We start from the raw sequence: 19,363 nt of genomic DNA on the forward strand, positions 1-19,363 counted from the left end.
ATGAATCCTACCGCTATCAAAAGAATCAATCGTGCGTTAGCCTATGTATGTCTAATTGTTGCTTCTGCATTTTTCATGATTCCGTTCATTTGGCTGCTTTCGACTTCTCTTAAACCACTCACACAAATCTTTACATTCCCACCAGAGTGGATTCCGCGTCCAATTCTGTGGAGTAATTATTCCCGTGCTGTTGAGTATATCCCTTTCTGGACATATCTGAAAAACACGGCGATTATAACTATCGTTAGTACGCTTGGTGTGATCATATCCTGTCCCTTGGTTGCCTATAGTTTTGCCAAGTTAGAGTACCGTGGGAGAGGTTTACTTTTCTTTGTTACCCTTGCTGTTATGATGATCCCCGGACAGGTGACCATGATTCCTCTATTCCTGTTGTTTACTAAATTAGGTTGGGTAGGGACACCTCTTCCACTGATTGTACCCCAATTTTTTGGAGTACCCATTTACATTTTTCTGTTGCGGCAATTTTTCATGGGACTGCCTGATGCCCTGCGCGAAGCAGCCCGCTTAGACGGTGCTAGTGAGTTCCGCATATATTTACAGATCATGTTTCCACTAGCCAAATCCGCCGTATTAGCCGTGGCATTGTTTCAATTTATGGGGAGCTGGACTGATTTCATGGGCCCCTTGCTCTATTTAACCAATGAACCATCTTACACGGTTTCGCTCGGATTGCAGCAATTTCAGAGTCAAAAGGGGTCCGAATGGGGTCTTTTAATGGCCGTATCCACCTTGATGACATTACCTATTATCGTTCTGTTCTTTTTTCTTCAAAAGACGTTTATTAGCGGTATTACCTTTAGTGGTATAAAAGGTTGAACAATCATACAGGGCGGAATATCAGCGATCGAGCAAGTGTCTGGGAACTATGGATACGGATGAGCGACAGCGCATATACTCGGTAGATTTTGCGACATGGATCTGCTGTTATAGACCCACAGCTCGTGTGGCTACTACCATAAGTCGTAAATGATTAGCATAGCCCCATTGTTAAAATTGTAAAATCAAAAGAAACCGTTCCTTGGTAAATGGGTGTGCGAGCAACCATTTACCAAAAGAGACGGTTTCTTTGTACATTCAACATATTATGAATTAACTTTACTTGCCAACCAATGAAAAAAATTATTTCCATTATACAATTGTATTTTTTATTATCCAAAATGGATGGGGAAGAGTAACTGTTGGGAGTTGTTTCGACTCAAATTAATCATGCTATAGCTGGTGGTCTGCTATTGAACTTGCTGTATATTATACTTGTCCATGACAGAGTTACGAAATGTTTCGTATTCTGATAACGCTTGTGCAGTGGAGGATTGAGGTACACTATATTGAGTTATCCCTTCCAAGCTGAATTTGCCTAAATTATCGTTGATTAATCCATAATCACCAAAAGTATTTTTCATCAAGAAAAGTACACTTGTATCGCCTTTCTGTAGTTCCGTATAGTCATTAACTGTGTACTTGACGTTTCCTTCCAGACTGATGGGTTCGATGATCGTTAATTTGTTTTGATCTGAAGGGAAATCATCGGGCTTTTTCAATATCTTATCAATTTTTATATTCGTATTGGTGTGAAAAGATTGCATGGTTCCATCATCAAATGCAGTTATGATATGCTCGCGATCTTTGAAATTTTCTGTTGCATAACCAATGACGATCAGTTCAGCGAATGCATCCAGCTTATCTATTTCATGAAATGTTAGGGAGTTAGCTGAAAGGTTGACGACATTATGAATGGGAACGTCCCGTTTCGATTGACCATTGACGTAAGCGATTGCACTGACAGAGATAGCTAATAATACGAATAAAGAGACTAGTACAATCTTCTTTTTGAAAAAAGACATGATCTCATCCTCTCTGTTAGATTGGTATATTGAAAGCATTTAGCATCATTTCTACTATACACATATCTGAAAATTATTGTAAATTAATTATACATACCTGGTTTAATGAAATGAATGAGGCCAATGGTTACTTTATTGATATAAAGGAACGTGAAGACATTACGGAAGAATGGAGAGAGTTGTAATTTGACCGAATAGCATAACACCCATTTTAGATAAAGCCTCCCTAAAAAAATATGGCTATTACTCGTCCATTCGTTCAATTTTAATAGACAAGGGTGATTAATGTGGATAAAGGACTCATTATATTTCTAAACGGAACATCAAGTTCGGGGAAAACAAGCATCGCGATGGAAATGAAGAATCAAGGAGATATTCCATTTCATCATCTATCTGTAGATCAATTTCTGCATAATTATGATCAATTCATAGATACTACATATCCAGATATTAAACCAATAAGAGAAGTGGAACACCATGTGATGACAGATATCCTGTTTGAGCCCATCAACTCGTTGTACTGTGCAACCATTAAACTGTTTTCGGAGATGGGCCTGAATGTCATCGTGGATACAGTCATCAGCAATGACAAGTGGTTTAACGAGTTTTATGATTTATTATCGGATTATCCGGTATTGTTTGTAGGTGTACACTGCTCCAAAGAAGAACTTACCAGAAGAGAGCAGAGAAGAGGAGATCGCGCGATTGGACTTGCCCATTCCCAGTTCGACTACGTCTACTCCTATGATGAATATGATCTGGAAATGAATACGGAAGAGCTAAGTTCAGCTGCATGTGCGGAAAAGATACTAGATTATATAAAGTCTGATCCAGACCAATCGGCATTTAAGAAATTAAACAGAAGAGAGTGAAGGATAACGCTATGAATCCAGAAGATCATATCCAACACATGTTACAGTCAATCATTGAACAAACACAATCCATCATCAACGATAGTCGTAAACAATCCTTTGGTTCATTGGAATATTTCCTGGGACATATTTTGGAGTATCGGGTTAAAAAACAATACATGACAGATGAGTGGCATATTCGCACACCGCGCTGGCTGGGGGAGTATGGAAATACACCGGAGGAAGAAGAGCTTCTTTCAGACATCTTCCGATTGCAAGCATACATTGCAGAAAAGTTAAAGGGCGGATAAGCGACTCGCGATGTCGCATTAGTCCGACTGAAATGTCGCAAAAGTACATGGTAACACGATACGGAGATCGTATATACTCTCTTTATGTTTCGATAATGAAAATCATTATCAGTACTATACATAAGGGGGATTTACAAATGAAACAAGGAACAAAGGGGCAAGCGGCTGGTAACAAAGCCTATGCTGCTCACAAATCACGATTATTCATGGGCTTGATGTTGGCCCTTATTCTAGTCCTGACGGCTTGCGGTGCCGCAAAAGGTACAGATAGCGGTAAGCAATCTGCAACAACACCAGCGGAGACACCTGCGAATGCAGAAACGCAGACGGACGGAGCTTTTCCCGTAACGATCAAGGGTATGAAGGGTGACATCACTCTAAACGAAAAACCACAGAGAATTGCAATTCTCGATGTTAAATTTCTGGATCAAATGTTAGCGGTTGGCGAGAAGCCAGCAGGTAGTGTTATCGCTGGAGGTAATACGGATTTTCCAGAATATTTAGGAGACCAACCAAATGGCGTAGAAGTTCTGGGTACACGGGACGAGCCGAACCTGGAAGCCATTGTTGCACTCGACCCGGATCTGATCATCATGACCGACTTCCAGGAGAAACAGTATGAAAGTGTAAGCAAAATTGCACCTACCCTCGTACTCGATTTCTACGAAGACTGGCGTGATACGTTAGCTACGGTTGCCCAAGTTACAGACAAGCAGGACGAGGCAGAGAAAGTGCGCACAGCGTATGAAGACAAAATTGCCGGGCTGAAAGCACAATTGTCAGAGAAGCTGGGCGATGAAACGGTGGCGATCATTCGTCCACGAAAAGAAGGCATTCGTGTTCACGGTATTGAGCATCGCATCGGCGGTATTATGTACAATGACTTGGGGCTGAAAATGCCTGCTCTGGTACAGGAGATTAATGAAGATGGTTCCGTAGAAATCTCGATGGAAAAAGTGCCTGAGATCGGGGCAGATCGTTACTTTGTCCTGTCGGATGAGCTGTTTGCGGCAGAAGCCGAAGCTATGTTGACTAATCCCGTATGGAAGTCCCTTGATGCTGTTAAAAATAACCTTACGTATGACGTAAACTCAACACTTTGGATCGCTTATTATGGACCGCTTGCGATTAATCTGATTGTAGATCAGGCAGCGGAAGCCCTGCTCGGATCGAACTAATATGAACCGATATCTCTCGACAGACGTATGGAAAGAGACGGTAGAGGATCATTCGATTTTGCTTGGTGAGCCGCCTGAACATAGTGTCCGTACCATTGCTTTAAGTGAGTTGCATGACGAAGAGGCGTGTCGAGAGTATATCCGCTGGTTTCAGAACTATATCGATGCGCCTGACATGAAAGTCGCAGCCTCCATGCTAGCCAAGCGGCTTGGCTATCTATGGACGACTCCGCTCGTGACCGCGATGACGTTTCATCATCAGCATGTAACCTTTCAGCTAGAGAACAGCTTTCTCTATCATCCGAAGCTCGAAGAGCATGAGGGCGGTACACGATTTCCTTTTCTGGCGGTGAACGGGCTTCAGGCTGAAGAACTGTCTGGAGACAGGAACGTATGGCGGGAAAAAGCGGTCCAGGAGATGTTTGCAGTACAGCTGACACCTCTGTTAAAGGCTCTCGCTGCGATTGCACCTCTTTCAATGAGCATTCTCTGGGAGAATATTATGGTACGTATCGGCCGATTATTCGCTCCGGATGAAGCCGAGACGGAGCAGGAACGTAAGATCATCCGAGAGGACTTTTCTTATCTGACGCAGGTGGCATCCGGGGAGGTGTTTGGTGAGAGGAAGAATCCATTGACCCGCTTCACCGAGTGTAAGGACAATGTGCATGTTGCCAAAAGCGAGCGGATCACCTGTTGTTTCTATTACCAGATGTCAGGGGAATATTGTCTCAAATGTCCGAAAATTGACAATGAGAAAGAATCTCAATTAAAATGACAACAGCAACAATTTTACCATTGCTATTGTCAGGAGATGAGAGAAATGCCGCTGCAAGAACAGACAAGTCTATGGAGTGATACGACGATCAAGATGCTTGACGGGTATAGCGGTACTTTGCAGACAAGCAGTGTTCTTAGCGAAACCGAATTAACCTCGAATGTGTTGCTGCTGGCAATAGGCGGGGAAGGGGAGCTTGCAATGAATGGTGAAGTTTGCCACATTGGAGCTTCTTTTGCTTGTCATGTGGCGAAGGGAACATCCGTTACGCTGACGGCCAGATCAGACGAACTTTATTATATCGTGATTAGGTACAAGGCTTCTTCCCTGGAAGGAGCCTCCCATGCGTTGCCCTCGTATCGCAAACATCCGCTGCAAACTTCGTTTATTCAAAATCCTGTGACGCAAGCGGAATGGATTCAGAATGCGGAAAAAATCGTTGCCAAATGGCGTCGCGGCGAAGGGCTGGAGCGTTTTCATGCCAATGCATTGCTTCAGGGGATGATCTACGAACTGATCATGGAGTATGAGCGTGGTCAAGGTGGAGCAGAGTCCGACATGGTGGATGTGGTCGTGTCCTATATATCATCGCATTATCGCCAGAATCTGGAGCTGAAAGAGCTGGCAGCCCTCGCTGGATGCAGCGTAAGGCAGTTGCAGCGACGTTTCAAACAAGAGAAACAGCTCGGGCCGATGGAGTACGTCATCCAGTTGCGGATGGAGAATGCATCTCGGATGTTACATCATACGGATGCTTCCATTGGGGAAATTGCTGACAAAATGGGCTACCGCGACATGTATTATTTCAGCAGGGCGTTTAAGAAATATTATGGCGTTCCTCCACTGCGTTATCGACTTGCTGCCGCTTCAGAATTAGATAAAAACTATGCTCAAGCCTTACTGCGGAATCGCACAGCTTCTTCGTACGAGTCGGCCCAAGGTCCGGTGATCTGCCATATGCGAGGTGAATATCAAGTTACTGAATCACCACAGCGTATCGCCGTACTGGATGTTCAATATGCCGATCATTTGCTTGCGCTTGGGTTGTCTCCAGTAGGAAGTGTAGGATCGGGAAGTGCGGTGGTCAATTTCCCTCAATATATTCGAGCAGGACTTCAGGGTACCGAATTACTCGGAACGTATGAGTATCCTGATCTGCTTGCTTTAGAACAATTGTCACCGGATCTGATTATTTGCACCGAGGTGCATGATCAGCATCATGAACGGTTAAGCCGGATTGCTCCAGTGATTATGTTCAAGCGTAATGAGAGCTGGCAGACTATACTGGGCCTTTTCGGTGAACTGACAGGCAAGCGGGCAGAGGCCAAGCGTATACTTGCGGATTATCATCGACGTACTGCTTTGCTGTCTGAAGAACTGGCTCCGGTACTGGCAGGTAAAAGTGTGGCCCTGATCCGTCCGCTCGACTCTCTCGTTCGGGTTCACTCTGCCGCACATCGTACAGGCGCTGTGTTGTACCGTGATCTGGGTCTGCCTGCCCCGTTATTTGTATCCGATACTGCCGACACGGCCTATCATATCTCGGTTGATAGACTACCGGCTGTACAAGCCAGTCATTACTTTTTGCTCAGTAATGAGCTTATGCAGGATGGGATATCCGCGACAGAACGGCGTGTGTGGGGGATGCTCGGTGGGGGAGAAGAGCAGCGAGTGCATTCGGTGGATGCGGCAACCTGGATTGGTTGTTATGGGCCGACAGGGATCAATGGGATTGTGGATCAGGTGGAGAAGGCATTGATGGGATTTACATAGAGCATTTACCCTAATCGGGGTTCTAATAACTATTCTAAAGACTATAGACAGGTCATCTATTCTCTCCGTAAAGAGGATAAGTGACCTGTTTTTAGTTTTAACGAGTTGGAATAGGACGAAAGTTCTAAAGATAGTTCTTAAAGCACAGGAATTATTTTCAATAATGTTGCAAAATGGATTTTGTCTATGTAGCAAAGGTTTTATAAGGGTTTCAACTAATTCCAGTATTAATTAATGCTTATGTTTCAGCAATAGTGAGATTCTCAGGATTAAATCTAAATGATGGGGAGAACAGTCGATGAAGAGCTTATTGCGAAAAATGTTGGTCCTGGTCACCATTGCATTAACCTTTCAGGCAGGATTCGGTAATTACATTACGCCGACAACCTTTGCAGCAACGGGGCCTGTGTTAACTTTAACTGGAGGTTCTGCTTCATTCGTTGCTGGAGATAATACGTCCTCAACTCCGGTTGTGATCGACTCTGGCATAACGGTAACCGCGGATAGCACCACAACCCTTGAAAGCGCAACAGTAGCGATTACAGGTAATTTTCATGCTGGAGAAGATATGCTGATGTTCTTTAATGACGGGTTGAACAAGGGAAATATTACAGCCAGTTATAATGCAGCTACGGGTGTGCTGACGCTGACATCATCGGGCAGAACGGCAACGCTGGTGCAGTGGCAAGCCGCTTTGAGATCAATAACTTATACTAATACAGCGATTACGCCAAATACAGCGACACGTACGGTTAGCTTCACGGTGACGGATGGTGTGGATGCAAGTAATACGGCGACACGAATTGTAACGGTTGCAGCTACGGACCAGACACCACTCGTAAGTACGAGTGGTGGTTCGACTAATTACATCTCCGGAGCTTCGACTCCGGTGTCTATCGACAGCGGTCTAACCGTATCCGACCTGGACAATACCACCTTGGCAAGCGCAACGGTTAGCATCATGATGAATTTCGACGCGGGAAAAGACGTATTGGCTTACACCAATGATGGGGCAAGCATGGGCAATATTACGGGGAGTTATAATGCATCTACTGGCGTACTGACGCTGATATCATCAGGGGGGACCGCAACGTTGGCGCAGTGGCAGAGAGCGTTGAGAGGAATTTCGTTTTCAAGCACGAGCGCCACACCAGGGCAACGCAATATTAGCTATATCGTAAGCGACGGAACAAAGACAAGCGTTGCTGCTACACGTCCTGTAGAAGTGACGGTGATCGCGCCTCCGATGCTGACTACAAACAGCGGTTCGACTTCATTCGTTGCTGGAGATAATGCGTCCTCAACTCCGGTTGCGATCGACTCTGGCATAACGGTAACCGCAGATAGCAACACTACGCTTGCAAGCGCAACAGTGGCGATTACAGGCAATCTTCATGTTGGAGAAGATGTGCTGATGTTCATTAATGACGGGTTGAACAAGGGAAATATTACAGCCAGTTATAATGCAGCTACGGGTGTGCTGACGCTGACATCATCGGGCAGAACGGCAACGCTGGTGCAGTGGCAAGCCGCTTTGAGGTCAATAACTTATACTAATACAGCGATTACGCCAAATACAGCGACACGTACGGTTAGCTTCACGGTGACGGATGGTGTGGATGCAAGTAATACGGCAACACGAATTGTAACGGTTGCAGCTACGGACCAGTCACCAATTGTGAAAACGAGTGGTGGCTCGACTAGTTACATCTCTGGAGCTTCGACTCCGGTGTCTATCGACAGCGGTCTAACCGTATCCGACCTGGACAATGCAACCTTGAGTAGCGCAACGGTTAGCATCACGAGCAACTTCGACGCGGGAAAAGACGTATTGGCTTACACCAATGATAGAGAGAGCATGGGCAATATTACGGCAACTTATAATGCTCTCATGGGTGTGCTGACGCTGACATCTGCAGGTGGAACCGCAACGTTGACGCAGTGGCAAAACGCATTGCAAGCAGTTACTTACAATAACACACAAGTCTCTGCAAATATGACAACGCGCACGATCAGCTTCACCGTAAGCGATGGCAACAAAATGAGCAGCATCGCAACAAAGAGCGTTACCTTGCAGGGATTAAGCAATTTAAAGACCGCTACGAATACGTTGAGCGTATCGACCGGACAAACGGTTTCTGTAGCGATTACAGCTGTTTTCTCAGATCAGTCGCAAAAAGATGTGACCTCATTGGTAACCTGGATTGTTCGCAATCCGTCAATAGCCGAGGTTAACAATGGAAGGGTTACAGGTAAGACAGCGGGCAGTACTGTCGTCAGTGCTGTCTATGGAACCCAATCGGTAGATATAAACGTAACAGTAACTGGTACGCCAGTTTCGGGGTCAGAATCCTCTCCAAGCAGTTCAACCAATACAAGCACTTCAATCGATAGTAGTACTCCGGCTAAAACGGAACCTTCAATACCTCCTGCTAAGGAGAACAAGCATTTTCAAGCTCTTGTTGAAACCGATCGGCTCGTAGCTTTTATAAAAGGAGCATTGGCTGGTAACGCAGTCGCAGTAACCTTCCAGGATGCAGCGTCCCACTGGGCTTCCAAAGATATTTTGTCCGCTGCCAAGATAGGTATAATCAATGGGTATCCTGATGGCAGATTCAAACCGGATGCTTCTATTACGAGGGCAGAGTTCAGCACACTTCTTGTTAAAGCATTTGCCCTGCGTTCAGGAAGCGGAACGTCTGAGTTACGGGATATTCAAAACTCCTGGGCGCGAGACTCTATAGAAATTCTTGCTTCCAATGGAGTTATCAACGGTTACTCTGATGGGACGTTCCACGCTGATTACAGGATTACACGAGCCGAGATGGTTGCAATGATCTCGAAAATCCTGATTGTCCAGAATAGTGCTTCTGGAGATGCCACTACATTCGTTGATGTAGCACCCAAGCATTGGGCGAAGGAAATCATTGAAGCGGCTGCAACGGCGGGATTACTCGAGGGCAAGAGCCCGAATCGGTTTGAACCGGACGCTAATCTCACGAGGGCAGAAGCCTTAACGGTGATCATGCGCATGCTGAGAGAGAATCCAACGATAGATCAATTGCTGGGTTAACTGTGAAATAACTCATAACTTCTAAGCTGAGTGAACGTAAGACGAAGATTTCCCCCTCATTGTAACAGGTGTATAGCTATAACCTGCTATAGTGAGGGGGCATTTTTATGTGTACCGATTCTCAAAAGGACTATGAAGTTAAAATTTAAGGCAGCCAAATGACCTAATTGAAATAACGAGATTAAAATATTCAAAAATGATAACGAAAATAGTATATAAAGACTAAGAAATGTATCCTTGAATTATTAATTAAAGAAGTGTGATACTTTACATAGAAATAGAAGATATATCTTAATATACATTCAATTTAAAAGGAGAGAATGGATATGAACAACATAAACTCTCATCATTGCAACCTAAATATACGGTATGACCTGCCTGATGAGGTATGGGCTAAAGTTGCTAAAGTATATGAGCGTATGCCAGGGTGGATGGGTTATAACAGTGGAATTCCACATTGGTTTGGTACTGATGAGGATGAAGTCTTCGTTGAAGCATCCGTTGAGTCTAGTGGGTTATCCTTTTATGCGCAGATGAATAGCGAGGATTGGACTTCTTGGATAGAAGCATTTAAGTTGGAAGCGTCAAAAGTGTTGGGCTTTGATGTTGGTGAACCTGAAGATGGATATGTGTGATAAATGTTATTTAATTGTGGATGTCCACGGTAAGGGTGGATGACATCGGCGTCTGGATGAATAGATCCCAATTATCAATGGTAAGCCCATTCAGTGGCATGATAACTCAACCAAGCTGTGTGAAATCTATAGTGAAGCATTTAAGATGGAGGATCTAAACCAATAAAATGATCTAAAAAGGATAAAAAAAATGATAAACTCTATTAGCATTGATGAACGGAACGGGGCCACATTTAATGAAGAGATCGTTATGAATCCTACATGGCTAGACAGTTTGCGTTTTTTGAAAAAACTCGACGGAGATAAATTTACATTAGTTTTTTTGGAGGTTTCAGACACAGATTCAGCATTAGTTGGAGGCGGACCGGAATATTTTGTTGTGTCCATTACAATGGATGATAATACATATACGCTTATGAACGATAAGCAGGGAAACGGTGAAATTTCTTTAGTGATTGGTGGTCAGTTAGGCATTTATTGCGATAACATTTGTATAGAATTAATGCCCATGCTTGAAGTACTAAAGTATTTTTATGAAACCGGGAAACTACATGAATCACATCAATGGAAACAAGAATAATATGTGAAATTGTATTAAAAGAGTTGGAGTAGGTGAGTTCAGTAGTGGAGAGGAAATTCAAAAGTCATTTTTTTTATATTGTGCTACTGTCAGTTCCATTTGTAGTATTAGAGAGTTTACTTTTATTAAAATATCCTAACACCGGATTAGGCAGGATTATAAGCTTGCCCATGACCTTTATGATGAATGGTGTGATTATTCTGATCTCATCTAGTTTAGTTTATTATTTGCTTAAATACACCAGATTTAGAATTGTTGGGCGAGTTATTCTAGGATTAACGATATGTTTAACTCTTATCTTTACAGTATGGTTGTATCCGCAGGATTCATCCAAACATATTTCAAAAACTATAGTAGAAGATATTAAGAGTTTATGTAGTAAATAAGAAATTTAATTTTGAAACAGATAAAATCAATTTACTAAGATATTGGATGTGACTGTATGAATCATGAACTATTCAATAAAATCAATGGATATTTAGAAGGGGTAAGTAATTTAATTACTCACTTCGGAGGATGTTATGGGCACGAATATCAGTTTATAAAAATTGATTCGCCAACAGAACGAGCAATAGAACTTCATAATACTAATAGTAATTTAAAAGATCACAAAGATATTAAATATGTAGGACTAAGCGAATTAGATGATTGGAAGGATGAGATATTTAATATTACCGCAAGATGGTTTTTCTCTTTATTTCGCTTACAAAATTTTGGCGTAAGTGTTGAATATCCGGACACTGATGGAGAAACGCCTGCAGAACGAGATAAAGAGTCAAATAACGTGAGTAATAAACTGATTAAACTGTTGGAAGAATTCTTTGAAGGGTCAAATGTTAAAGCTTATAGACTGGTAACAGAGATTGAATGGAAAGATGAGTTTGATTGGGAACAGATTTATTTTTCCATAGGTAATGAAGTATATGTCTTAGATCTATATCAGTGGGGTTAACGGATTGAAAGATTAGCTATTGCACTTGAGCTTGCAAATATAGATCTTAAAAATATAGAAAAAAACTAAAGGAGTTCCCGAATTGAAAAATCAAAAGCATTCAATGATTTTAATATTTTTTTTAATGATACTAGCCCTAAGTGGTTGTATTTCATACAGTGTAAAGACGGATGAAATTGTTGAGGATGGGTTGAACATAAACTCGATTACAATTGGACTGGGAGAAAGCGAAGAAGATGCAGGTATAACAGTCGTAACATACAATTTTATTCTTCGGAATAGAACCAATACATCAATAATTATAAAAACAGTTGAACCGATCTTAAGTAAGGATATTCAGGAGCGGTTAATAGATACAAATATTAAATTGGACATAAATGAAAAAATTGATGGTGATACTTCGGAAGCACTGACAGGTACTTTTAGAATAGATACCGAAGGGCTTGATAAAGAAGGAATCATGAAATTAAACATTAATATTAAAGAATTTAATATAGCAATTGAACAAGTCGTAGGAATAGACGAACCTTAAGGCTCATCAATATCGGATAAAGTGTTTATGTTGTGGGACAGGCTTCCTTTTTGCTGTAAATAGTGGTGTTTCCTTTAAAGGAGGATCTTAAATAATTGAGAAAACGGCATTCTATTGATAAAGCGGAGTGGTCTGAAACTAGAGAGAACCACTATCACAAAGACTGCAAGGATAAGGCATTTGAATTTGGCGATAGACTCATCGAAGTGGATGGCACGGTTTATTTGAAACGAAAAGAAGTCCAAATTAAGGTGATAAAACCTCTTAAACGAAAAACGTTTTGGTATGAAACATGGCTGAAGATCAAAGAAATCTACAATGCATAGTCTAATATGAAATTCAACATGATCGCTTAAGAGCCAGTGAAGGTTGATTAATCATTTTGTGAGTAATATCTGGAGGTAATATATTTCAATGACGATAATTTGTCTCGAAGGTGCCAGTTCTGTAGGTAAAAGTACGACTTGTCAGCAGTTCGCTACACAATATGATGCATTTATTGTTCCAGAAACAGGGATTCTTTTTGAAACTCCTCATCTTGAAGGTAGGGAACTTATGATGTGGTTACAGGAGAGACAAATTGAAAGATGGCATATAGCATATGAGAAGAATCAACAACATGATTACGTGATTTTGGATGGCGATGTATTTAAGATCTGGTACAGCTGGATATATGGTTATGAGCACCTATCTTTAGATGAAACAGCGAACTTTTTTAGAGAGAAGTTATTGGAGAATGAAATATCATTACCGGATGCTTATGTACTATTCTGGGCGGAAGAAGATGAACTGCGCAAGCGAAAGGAGATGGATCAGACACGATCCAGAAGAAATTTTGATAAACACCTACGTATGGTTGAACCTCAAATGAGATACTTTCATTATCTTAATGAACTCGTACCAGGATATGTGGGAATTCATAAAGCAGAGTCTATAGCAGATAATGTACATCATATTGTAAAGCATAGCGAGACATTACCGCACATAAAAAAACGAGAGATCGAGATCTTTGATAGAGTAATTAATTTCTACAAGAGTACTACTCCTTAAACTCAGTGTGGCTTTTGATATCAGATACCAAAGCTACTCTAACTGTGTCTTGGATAACTGACTCAATACTGCGATCAAAGGAAAAAGGAATATGTGAGGTGAGTTATGGGCGTAAGAAAAAAATATAAACGTAAAATCGTTCGCTCCAATCGATTATTTTATTGGTATGTTGAACCGGATTTTGACGATGAAGGGCTAATCAAATTACATATCGTTTCTGAGGATAAGAAGTTAATCGTCACTTATGAAGTGGGACAACACAGTATTAAGAACAAGACCCCATATATAGTCATCATTGGAGAAGAATTCGAAGGCTGGACAACAGAATATATAGGATACAGAAGAGTACTAACACCGAAATGGAGCGATGAGATCATCACGCCAAAGTTGATAGGTGAAATGATTGATTGGTGCCTCTTGAAAGACAGAGAAATAAACATCGTTAATTGGAAAGGCGAAATTCTCCGACCTCTCTCCTGAATGGAGTGTAATTGCATTTGAGAATAATTTAGATTCATGTGGACTCATTTGAAAACGCATACGTGAAAACAAGAATATGTAATTAACATTTTAATATAAAAGGAGAGAAGCTAAAGCAGATGAATCGTGGACATCACACGGTAAACAAAGTAATCGCTTGTGTTCTTTCATACATATTTATCATCATGGCAATAGCAGTACCTGCCCACGCTGATGAGAAACAGGTTGAGACTACACCATCCAGGATTCCTTTATCCAAGTTAGAGGAAACGATTGATGCTTATGTTGCGTCGTACGAGAAGTATACCGCTGCCGTTTCGGTTGTGGCTATTAAAGACGGTGAAACCATTGTGAATAAGGCATATGGTTACTCAGATATTGAGAATCAGCGAAAGGCGGATACCTCTACTGTTTTTGAATGGGCTTCCATCTCTAAACTGTTGGTCTATACGAGTGTGATGCAACTTGTCGAACAAGGAAAGCTTGATTTGGATACGGATATCCAAGAATATCTGCCAGATGGATTTTTCAGAAAGTTGAAATACGATGATCCAATTACCCTCTTGAACCTGATGCATCACAATGCGGGTTGGGAAGATCAAACAGCGGCTGGGGTGTTGTATTACTCCGAGAAAGAAACGTTAGAATTAGGAGAAACGTTGCGTAAAAATGAGCCGAAACAGATCTATAAACCGAATAGCATAGTGGGTTATTCGAACTACGGCGTTGGTCTAGCCGGTTACATCGTGGAAGAGATAAGTGGACAACCTTTTTATGAATATGTTAAACAACATATTTTTGAACCGCTTCATATGAATGACACTACGGTTCATCCAACGGGGCAAGATCGTCCAGATATCGTGCAAAGAAGGAATGAGGTTGAAGGGTATACGAAAGAGTTGAAACCAATCCCTCAGAACAGAGGATACGTCACCTTTTATCCTGCCGGGGCAGCGATGGGGACAGCAGAAGATTTAGGCAAATTCCTTGCAGCGTTGATGCCAGTAGATGATAGTAATGTATTATTTAAGAACAGGGATACGTTAAACGAAATGTTGTCAACAAGTCTATATTATGAAGGTACTTCTACTCCGCGATTTGCGCATGGGTTCGTTGAGATGGAATACTGGGTGCCTACATTGCTGCACGAGGGGAATTTGAAAGCATTCTCCAGCAAAGTTGTCTTTGATCCCGAATCTAAATTTGGGGTGGTGGTCATGACAAATCAGTCTTTTGAAGAAGTTTACGGTTATGGACTTATTAAAGAGATTTTCGGTGATAACGTCAATTCTAATAGAGTTACTTCGGAGGGGGGAGGATATTTTCAATCCGCACGACGGGCAGCATCTAGATTTACTAATTTATTTACGGCTCTTGATATAAGGAAATTCACAAAAGCTGAATTAAGTAGTTCTTATCATGTTGTCGAGCATGATGGGGTTGTTGATAAAATTTCCTTTACTCCTTACATTGATTACTTGCCTGTTTCGAATGTAAAGGTGAACTTGATTAAAATATCTTTTATTCCTGCTTTGATTGCCGCCATTTTCACTTTAATTGCTTTGATCGGCTATGTAATCCGGATGCTTTTTAATAAACTAAATAAACGAAGAAATCCTAACACTAATTTTAATAAATATCATCTTGCAATTAACTTTGCAGGTGTGGCACTCCTTCTTAATCTTTTCATCTTACAAACGAAGTTGAGGTTTCCAAATTATCCTGCTTATTCTTCGTTACGGATCAATTTAATGTTTAACCTACTTTATGTAGTTCTAGCAGTGGCGTATCTTGGCTTGCTTATGTTCAAACTGCGGAAGAGCAGTTACATCAAAAAGCAAAAGATGATGTACATTATGTCAGGCATTTCGGCTTTCATCTTAGCTGCTTTTATAGTGGGGTGGAATTTGTATGTTTAGAGTGGTAAACGCTGAATGTATATTTTCAAGCATTACAATTGCTCGCGGATGACTTCTATACGTAAGTGATATTTATAAGTGGGGTCAATTATAAAGAGTAAAGGCAGCAGTTCCTTATGTGGGACTGTTGCCTTTGTGTTTGATGCTCTTTGGCAACTTGTGCCTCGGCATATTGAAGGAGATCAAGATCATCCTATTTTTTTAACTCTCAAAATAAATACTTTAAAGAAACTGTAAATGATCACTAGAATATTCAATAATAGTAGACCTATATATCCATCTGTTAACTTTGTACGTTCAATCCACTTGTTCACTAACTCTCCAGAGAGAGCTTGTTTTCCTAAATATTTATTTATATCATTCGGATGGATTTCATCCATATATATAAGTGGAAACTCCATGCTGTTGGAAGAAGCAGCTAGCGGCGGATAGAACTCTACCCATTTCTGACCTGCCCATCTATCATACTTATAATGCAAGTCTGCGCTGGATTCAAGATTATCCCACCTGAGAAAACTCAATATGATTAGGATACAAAGTGTAAAGACGCTAAATATTAACTTCTTGGTATTCAAAATATACCCCGTCCTTATGTTGTAATACGAACAGTATCGTTGCATTAAAAAACTTCATTATTCGTATATTCTATCAGCATTTTCCGTTATCTGTAAGTAGATTATTTCATTCCGTATGAATGGTAGTAAGGCATCCAACCCTATACATAAGGCCATATTGTTTCTGACCTATTCTTCCGGGCTTCGTGTAGGTGAAGTTGTGCGTCTGCGTTGCAGCGATCTGGATATTGAAAGGCAGACACTCATTGTCCGACAGGGAAAGGGTCAAAAGGATTGGAGAACGCTTCTTTCAAGCCTTGCCTGGGGTATGGTGCAGAAATACATAGATGAATACAGACCCAATCGTTGGCTGTTTCCGGGGCAATCTTCTGATCGACATCTTACTGAGCGGAGCGTGCAGAAGGTTTTTGAAGAAGCTAGACAACGTGCAGGAATTGTGAAAAAGGTAAGTATTAATGCGCTGAGACACTCCTTCGCCACTCATTTGCTGGAAAACGGGACAGACCTGAGCTACATTCAGGAGTTACTTGGTCATACGAGTGCACGTACAACTCAGCGATATACGCATGTTTAGTACGAAAAATATCCAGCGCATTCAAAGCCCGCTGGATCGTATGGATTTGGGAGAGTAAGTACTAGGCTACTCATCTCTTTTTTTATCGGATTTTTCTACGCAAATGTAACATTATGGGTTATCATATACGTAGTTCAGCTAATGGACAGGATGCGTGGTATTCACGAAGTACATAAATTAGATGTTATAGGAAATCAGTAAAAAGTAAAATCAAAAGTATTTCGTTCTCTAGTTTCTTGAAATTAAGGGGAAAAATAGCTTAAATGCATAAAAAACCAAATAATACTGAGAAGTTTGATTTTTAGACTTCCATCATCGATCATAACTTATTATAGAGGAGAAAAAATGAAGAAAGAAATCTCATTTACACAAGGTAAAGTAATCTTTTTCAAAGAATCTAATTTTTGGGCTGAATTATTAAATAGATGTGGAAAGGAAACAAAAAATATCTATATAGCAACATACAATTTTAACTTTAGAGATAAATACGAAAGAAGCTTTTATAGGCAGCTATCCAACTTTGCAAATCTAGGCATTGATGTTAATTTGCTATACGCTAAAATGACGTTCTCTTCCGAAGACAGATTAGAGATAGAGGATATATTTAAGAATTTTGTATTATGTGCCGAACTTCCAACAAATCATTCAAAGCTTTTTATTGCTGATGATTTCGCTTTTATTGGTTCTGCCAATTTTAGCTTTGGTAGTAATAATAATTATGAGAGTGGTGTTATTTTTAACGATGAGAAAATCATATCTGAACTAAGAAAATTTTATTGTGAGGAATTACTTGATAAAAGCGAATTCACGAATATCCCGGAGTGTTTCGATCCGTTTGATTTTTTGCCAGGTATATTACAAGCAGTCGAAGATATGAGGAAAATCGAAACAAAAAGTGACTTACACACAGGAAATATTCCTCAATTACGTTTTTTAGACGATTTGGAAAAGGATTTAGAAAAAATCGGCTACCCGATCCCTGTATATTTTGACTGGTGGCCGCTTTATTTGCAAATTCACGAGGAAAGATTCGTTCCTGATGATACGGCCTTTAATGATTTTCAAATATATCTTAATGAAATATCTTTATATTTAAGTAATGTAATTTCTTTTGTTAATGAGCAATATCAGAGTATTGGCAGAATTGAATTAATGAAAAAAATCGAGAAAATATAAAAATGGAATGGGGCAATGACGTCTAATACATTTATAACTGAGAACGACATTGAACTCTTACAATTATTTCGAAGAAGATACTGACATCCTATGACATAATATTCAAGCAACGGCTCCGATGGAGCCTTGGTCTGTTGTATGGATTTCGGAGAGGCATCTCGGCAGACAACCCCTTTGGGGTTCATGAATACAGGAACGTTAGATGAAATTACGATGCAAGTTTTTATCAAAATCCAAAACTATGAGGTGCATAATGCCAAGACTAATTACATTGGCTGATGGAAGATCAGTAGAAGTTGAATGTGTAAGCTGCGCATTGACAAGTGGTTTGATTTCTTCAACAGGTGGAGTAATTTTGAATCAAGCAACTTTCATGTCCATCAAGATATTGCTTACCCAATTAAAGGATTAGTTATATTAGCTTCAAAGAGGCATTTTTACTGTATGGATGAATTAACAGATGAAGAGCAATTAGAATTTATTTCGTTAATCCATAAGCTCAGAAGTGAACAAAGAAAACGATTGGGAATTGATAAGGTCTATTATTTTTATAATGAAGATACAACACATCACTTTCCTTTATGGATGGTTCCTAGATATGAATGGATGTACCAATTTGGAAATTCAGTAGAATCATTAAGACCGGCATTATTACATGCAAGGATAATACGAATGACGATGAGAATATGAAGTGTGTAGAAGAAGGGGTTAGCATACTAAGAGAGGGAATGAGGGATTTTGTGAGTAACTCAAGGTAATCTCATCTAACAATGTTTTTCATGCATCGGGCTGACGCCTCCGGTCTGGCAGAGGAGTAATCGGGGAAGTGGATGCAACCAGATAACCCTGCGAGGCTAAGTCTTCGACCCGGCTCCGGTTGGTCGCCTTAAGCCTCTCGGGTTTTGAACACAGGAACGTTAGGTGAAAGACAAAAGCTAAAATAAAAGTGGTGACACTGGATCGAGAAAAAGATTGTCATACAATCAACAGGAATTTCTTTAACTAAAGGTGTCTTTGGTGCTCTTCCATATGTAGGAACTTTACTTAATGAAGCTGTTTTTGAT

At 40.7% G+C, this 19,363-nt stretch carries 19 protein-coding genes and 1 pseudogene; 18 read left to right on the top strand and 2 right to left on the bottom strand.

The genetic code is table 11. The annotated features are described in order from the left end of the window. Nucleotides 1-837: a carbohydrate ABC transporter permease gene (locus MKZ12_RS07860; protein ID WP_091015157.1), complete on the top strand. Its 837-nt coding sequence runs from the start codon at nucleotides 1-3 to the stop codon at nucleotides 835-837. Nucleotides 838-1,247: 410 nt separating this feature from the next. On the opposite strand, the gene MKZ12_RS07865 is transcribed toward MKZ12_RS07860, so the two are convergent. Next, nucleotides 1,248-1,862, bottom strand: a complete 615-nt coding sequence (locus MKZ12_RS07865) for a hypothetical protein (protein ID WP_339259726.1) — start codon at nucleotides 1,860-1,862, stop codon at nucleotides 1,248-1,250. A 287-nt stretch (nucleotides 1,863-2,149) separates the two neighbouring features. Here MKZ12_RS07865 and MKZ12_RS07870 point away from each other — a divergent pair, with 287 nt between their 5' ends. The 14 genes from MKZ12_RS07870 (at nucleotide 2,150) to MKZ12_RS07935 (ending at nucleotide 15,974) form a co-directional block, all read left to right on the top strand. Then, on the top strand, nucleotides 2,150-2,734 hold the full coding sequence (locus MKZ12_RS07870; protein WP_339259728.1) for an AAA family ATPase: 585 nt from the start codon (nucleotides 2,150-2,152) through the stop codon (nucleotides 2,732-2,734). 11 nt (nucleotides 2,735-2,745) lie between these two features. After that, nucleotides 2,746-3,024 (top strand): hypothetical protein, encoded by a 279-nt coding sequence (locus MKZ12_RS07875; protein WP_339259729.1) that lies wholly within the window; start codon nucleotides 2,746-2,748, stop codon nucleotides 3,022-3,024. Between the two features lie 137 nt (nucleotides 3,025-3,161). Then, the gene (locus tag MKZ12_RS07880) at nucleotides 3,162-4,202 is read left to right on the top strand and encodes an iron-siderophore ABC transporter substrate-binding protein (RefSeq protein ID WP_339259731.1); all 1,041 of its coding nucleotides are present in this window, start codon (nucleotides 3,162-3,164) and stop codon (nucleotides 4,200-4,202) included. Nucleotide 4,203: 1 nt separating this feature from the next. Beyond that, nucleotides 4,204-4,980: a (2Fe-2S)-binding protein gene (locus tag MKZ12_RS07885; protein WP_339259732.1), complete on the top strand. Its 777-nt coding sequence runs from the start codon at nucleotides 4,204-4,206 to the stop codon at nucleotides 4,978-4,980. A 45-nt stretch (nucleotides 4,981-5,025) separates the two neighbouring features. Continuing rightward, entirely contained in the window at nucleotides 5,026-6,753 is a 1,728-nt protein-coding gene (locus MKZ12_RS07890; RefSeq protein ID WP_339259733.1) for a helix-turn-helix domain-containing protein, read from the top strand. Nucleotides 6,754-7,051: 298 nt separating this feature from the next. Further along, nucleotides 7,052-9,826, top strand: a complete 2,775-nt coding sequence (locus MKZ12_RS07895; RefSeq protein ID WP_339259735.1) for an S-layer homology domain-containing protein — start codon at nucleotides 7,052-7,054, stop codon at nucleotides 9,824-9,826. 326 nt (nucleotides 9,827-10,152) lie between these two features. Next, nucleotides 10,153-10,461 (top strand): hypothetical protein, encoded by a 309-nt coding sequence (locus tag MKZ12_RS07900; RefSeq protein ID WP_339259737.1) that lies wholly within the window; start codon nucleotides 10,153-10,155, stop codon nucleotides 10,459-10,461. 250 nt (nucleotides 10,462-10,711) lie between these two features. Then, nucleotides 10,712-11,041: a hypothetical protein gene (locus MKZ12_RS07905; protein WP_339259738.1), complete on the top strand. Its 330-nt coding sequence runs from the start codon at nucleotides 10,712-10,714 to the stop codon at nucleotides 11,039-11,041. A 442-nt stretch (nucleotides 11,042-11,483) separates the two neighbouring features. After that, nucleotides 11,484-11,993 (top strand): hypothetical protein, encoded by a 510-nt coding sequence (locus tag MKZ12_RS07910; RefSeq protein WP_339259740.1) that lies wholly within the window; start codon nucleotides 11,484-11,486, stop codon nucleotides 11,991-11,993. Between the two features lie 82 nt (nucleotides 11,994-12,075). Next, entirely contained in the window at nucleotides 12,076-12,525 is a 450-nt protein-coding gene (locus MKZ12_RS07915; protein WP_339259742.1) for a hypothetical protein, read from the top strand. A gap of 95 nt (nucleotides 12,526-12,620) precedes the next feature. Continuing rightward, nucleotides 12,621-12,851: a hypothetical protein gene (locus tag MKZ12_RS07920; protein WP_339259744.1), complete on the top strand. Its 231-nt coding sequence runs from the start codon at nucleotides 12,621-12,623 to the stop codon at nucleotides 12,849-12,851. Between the two features lie 88 nt (nucleotides 12,852-12,939). After that, nucleotides 12,940-13,575 (top strand): AAA family ATPase, encoded by a 636-nt coding sequence (locus tag MKZ12_RS07925; protein ID WP_339259746.1) that lies wholly within the window; start codon nucleotides 12,940-12,942, stop codon nucleotides 13,573-13,575. Between the two features lie 105 nt (nucleotides 13,576-13,680). Further along, nucleotides 13,681-14,055 (top strand): hypothetical protein, encoded by a 375-nt coding sequence (locus MKZ12_RS07930; RefSeq protein WP_339259748.1) that lies wholly within the window; start codon nucleotides 13,681-13,683, stop codon nucleotides 14,053-14,055. Between the two features lie 119 nt (nucleotides 14,056-14,174). Beyond that, the gene (locus tag MKZ12_RS07935) at nucleotides 14,175-15,974 is read left to right on the top strand and encodes a serine hydrolase domain-containing protein (protein WP_339259750.1); all 1,800 of its coding nucleotides are present in this window, start codon (nucleotides 14,175-14,177) and stop codon (nucleotides 15,972-15,974) included. 188 nt (nucleotides 15,975-16,162) lie between these two features. Here the strand turns inward: MKZ12_RS07935 and MKZ12_RS07940 are convergent, their stop codons facing one another. Beyond that, complete coding sequence (locus MKZ12_RS07940) at nucleotides 16,163-16,549, bottom strand: hypothetical protein (RefSeq protein WP_339259752.1); 387 nt, start codon at nucleotides 16,547-16,549, stop codon at nucleotides 16,163-16,165. A 115-nt stretch (nucleotides 16,550-16,664) separates the two neighbouring features. Here MKZ12_RS07940 and MKZ12_RS07945 point away from each other — a divergent pair, with 115 nt between their 5' ends. The 3 genes and pseudogenes from MKZ12_RS07945 (at nucleotide 16,665) to MKZ12_RS07955 (ending at nucleotide 19,057) form a co-directional block, all read left to right on the top strand. Continuing rightward, nucleotides 16,665-17,123 (top strand): tyrosine-type recombinase/integrase, encoded by a 459-nt coding sequence (locus MKZ12_RS07945; RefSeq protein ID WP_339259753.1) that lies wholly within the window; start codon nucleotides 16,665-16,667, stop codon nucleotides 17,121-17,123. Nucleotides 17,124-17,468: 345 nt separating this feature from the next. Then, complete coding sequence (locus MKZ12_RS07950; RefSeq protein WP_339259755.1) at nucleotides 17,469-18,299, top strand: phospholipase D-like domain-containing protein; 831 nt, start codon at nucleotides 17,469-17,471, stop codon at nucleotides 18,297-18,299. A 253-nt stretch (nucleotides 18,300-18,552) separates the two neighbouring features. After that, nucleotides 18,553-19,057: pseudogene (locus MKZ12_RS07955) on the top strand (diadenosine tetraphosphate hydrolase). The last annotated feature ends 306 nt before the right edge of the window (nucleotides 19,058-19,363 follow it).

The organism is Paenibacillus sp. FSL R5-0713, assembly GCF_037973325.1.
Classification (GTDB): Bacteria; Bacillota; Bacilli; order Paenibacillales; family Paenibacillaceae; genus Paenibacillus.

What these genes read in the sequence shown, in the direction of transcription:
- MKZ12_RS07860 (WP_091015157.1), top strand. Translation starts at nt 1, where the DNA reads ATGAATCCTACCGCTATCAAAAGAATCAATCGTGCGTTAGCCTATGTA.
- MKZ12_RS07865 (WP_339259726.1), bottom strand. Translation starts at nt 1,862, where the DNA reads ATGTCTTTTTTCAAAAAGAAGATTGTACTAGTCTCTTTATTCGTATTA.
- MKZ12_RS07875 (WP_339259729.1), top strand. Translation starts at nt 2,746, where the DNA reads ATGAATCCAGAAGATCATATCCAACACATGTTACAGTCAATCATTGAA.
- MKZ12_RS07880 (WP_339259731.1), top strand. Translation starts at nt 3,162, where the DNA reads ATGAAACAAGGAACAAAGGGGCAAGCGGCTGGTAACAAAGCCTATGCT.
- MKZ12_RS07885 (WP_339259732.1), top strand. Translation starts at nt 4,204, where the DNA reads ATGAACCGATATCTCTCGACAGACGTATGGAAAGAGACGGTAGAGGAT.
- MKZ12_RS07890 (WP_339259733.1), top strand. Translation starts at nt 5,026, where the DNA reads ATGCCGCTGCAAGAACAGACAAGTCTATGGAGTGATACGACGATCAAG.
- MKZ12_RS07895 (WP_339259735.1), top strand. Translation starts at nt 7,052, where the DNA reads ATGAAGAGCTTATTGCGAAAAATGTTGGTCCTGGTCACCATTGCATTA.
- MKZ12_RS07900 (WP_339259737.1), top strand. Translation starts at nt 10,153, where the DNA reads ATGAACAACATAAACTCTCATCATTGCAACCTAAATATACGGTATGAC.
- MKZ12_RS07905 (WP_339259738.1), top strand. Translation starts at nt 10,712, where the DNA reads ATGAATCCTACATGGCTAGACAGTTTGCGTTTTTTGAAAAAACTCGAC.
- MKZ12_RS07910 (WP_339259740.1), top strand. Translation starts at nt 11,484, where the DNA reads ATGAATCATGAACTATTCAATAAAATCAATGGATATTTAGAAGGGGTA.
- MKZ12_RS07925 (WP_339259746.1), top strand. Translation starts at nt 12,940, where the DNA reads ATGACGATAATTTGTCTCGAAGGTGCCAGTTCTGTAGGTAAAAGTACG.
- MKZ12_RS07930 (WP_339259748.1), top strand. Translation starts at nt 13,681, where the DNA reads ATGGGCGTAAGAAAAAAATATAAACGTAAAATCGTTCGCTCCAATCGA.
- MKZ12_RS07935 (WP_339259750.1), top strand. Translation starts at nt 14,175, where the DNA reads ATGAATCGTGGACATCACACGGTAAACAAAGTAATCGCTTGTGTTCTT.
- MKZ12_RS07945 (WP_339259753.1), top strand. Translation starts at nt 16,665, where the DNA reads ATGAATGGTAGTAAGGCATCCAACCCTATACATAAGGCCATATTGTTT.
- MKZ12_RS07950 (WP_339259755.1), top strand. Translation starts at nt 17,469, where the DNA reads ATGAAGAAAGAAATCTCATTTACACAAGGTAAAGTAATCTTTTTCAAA.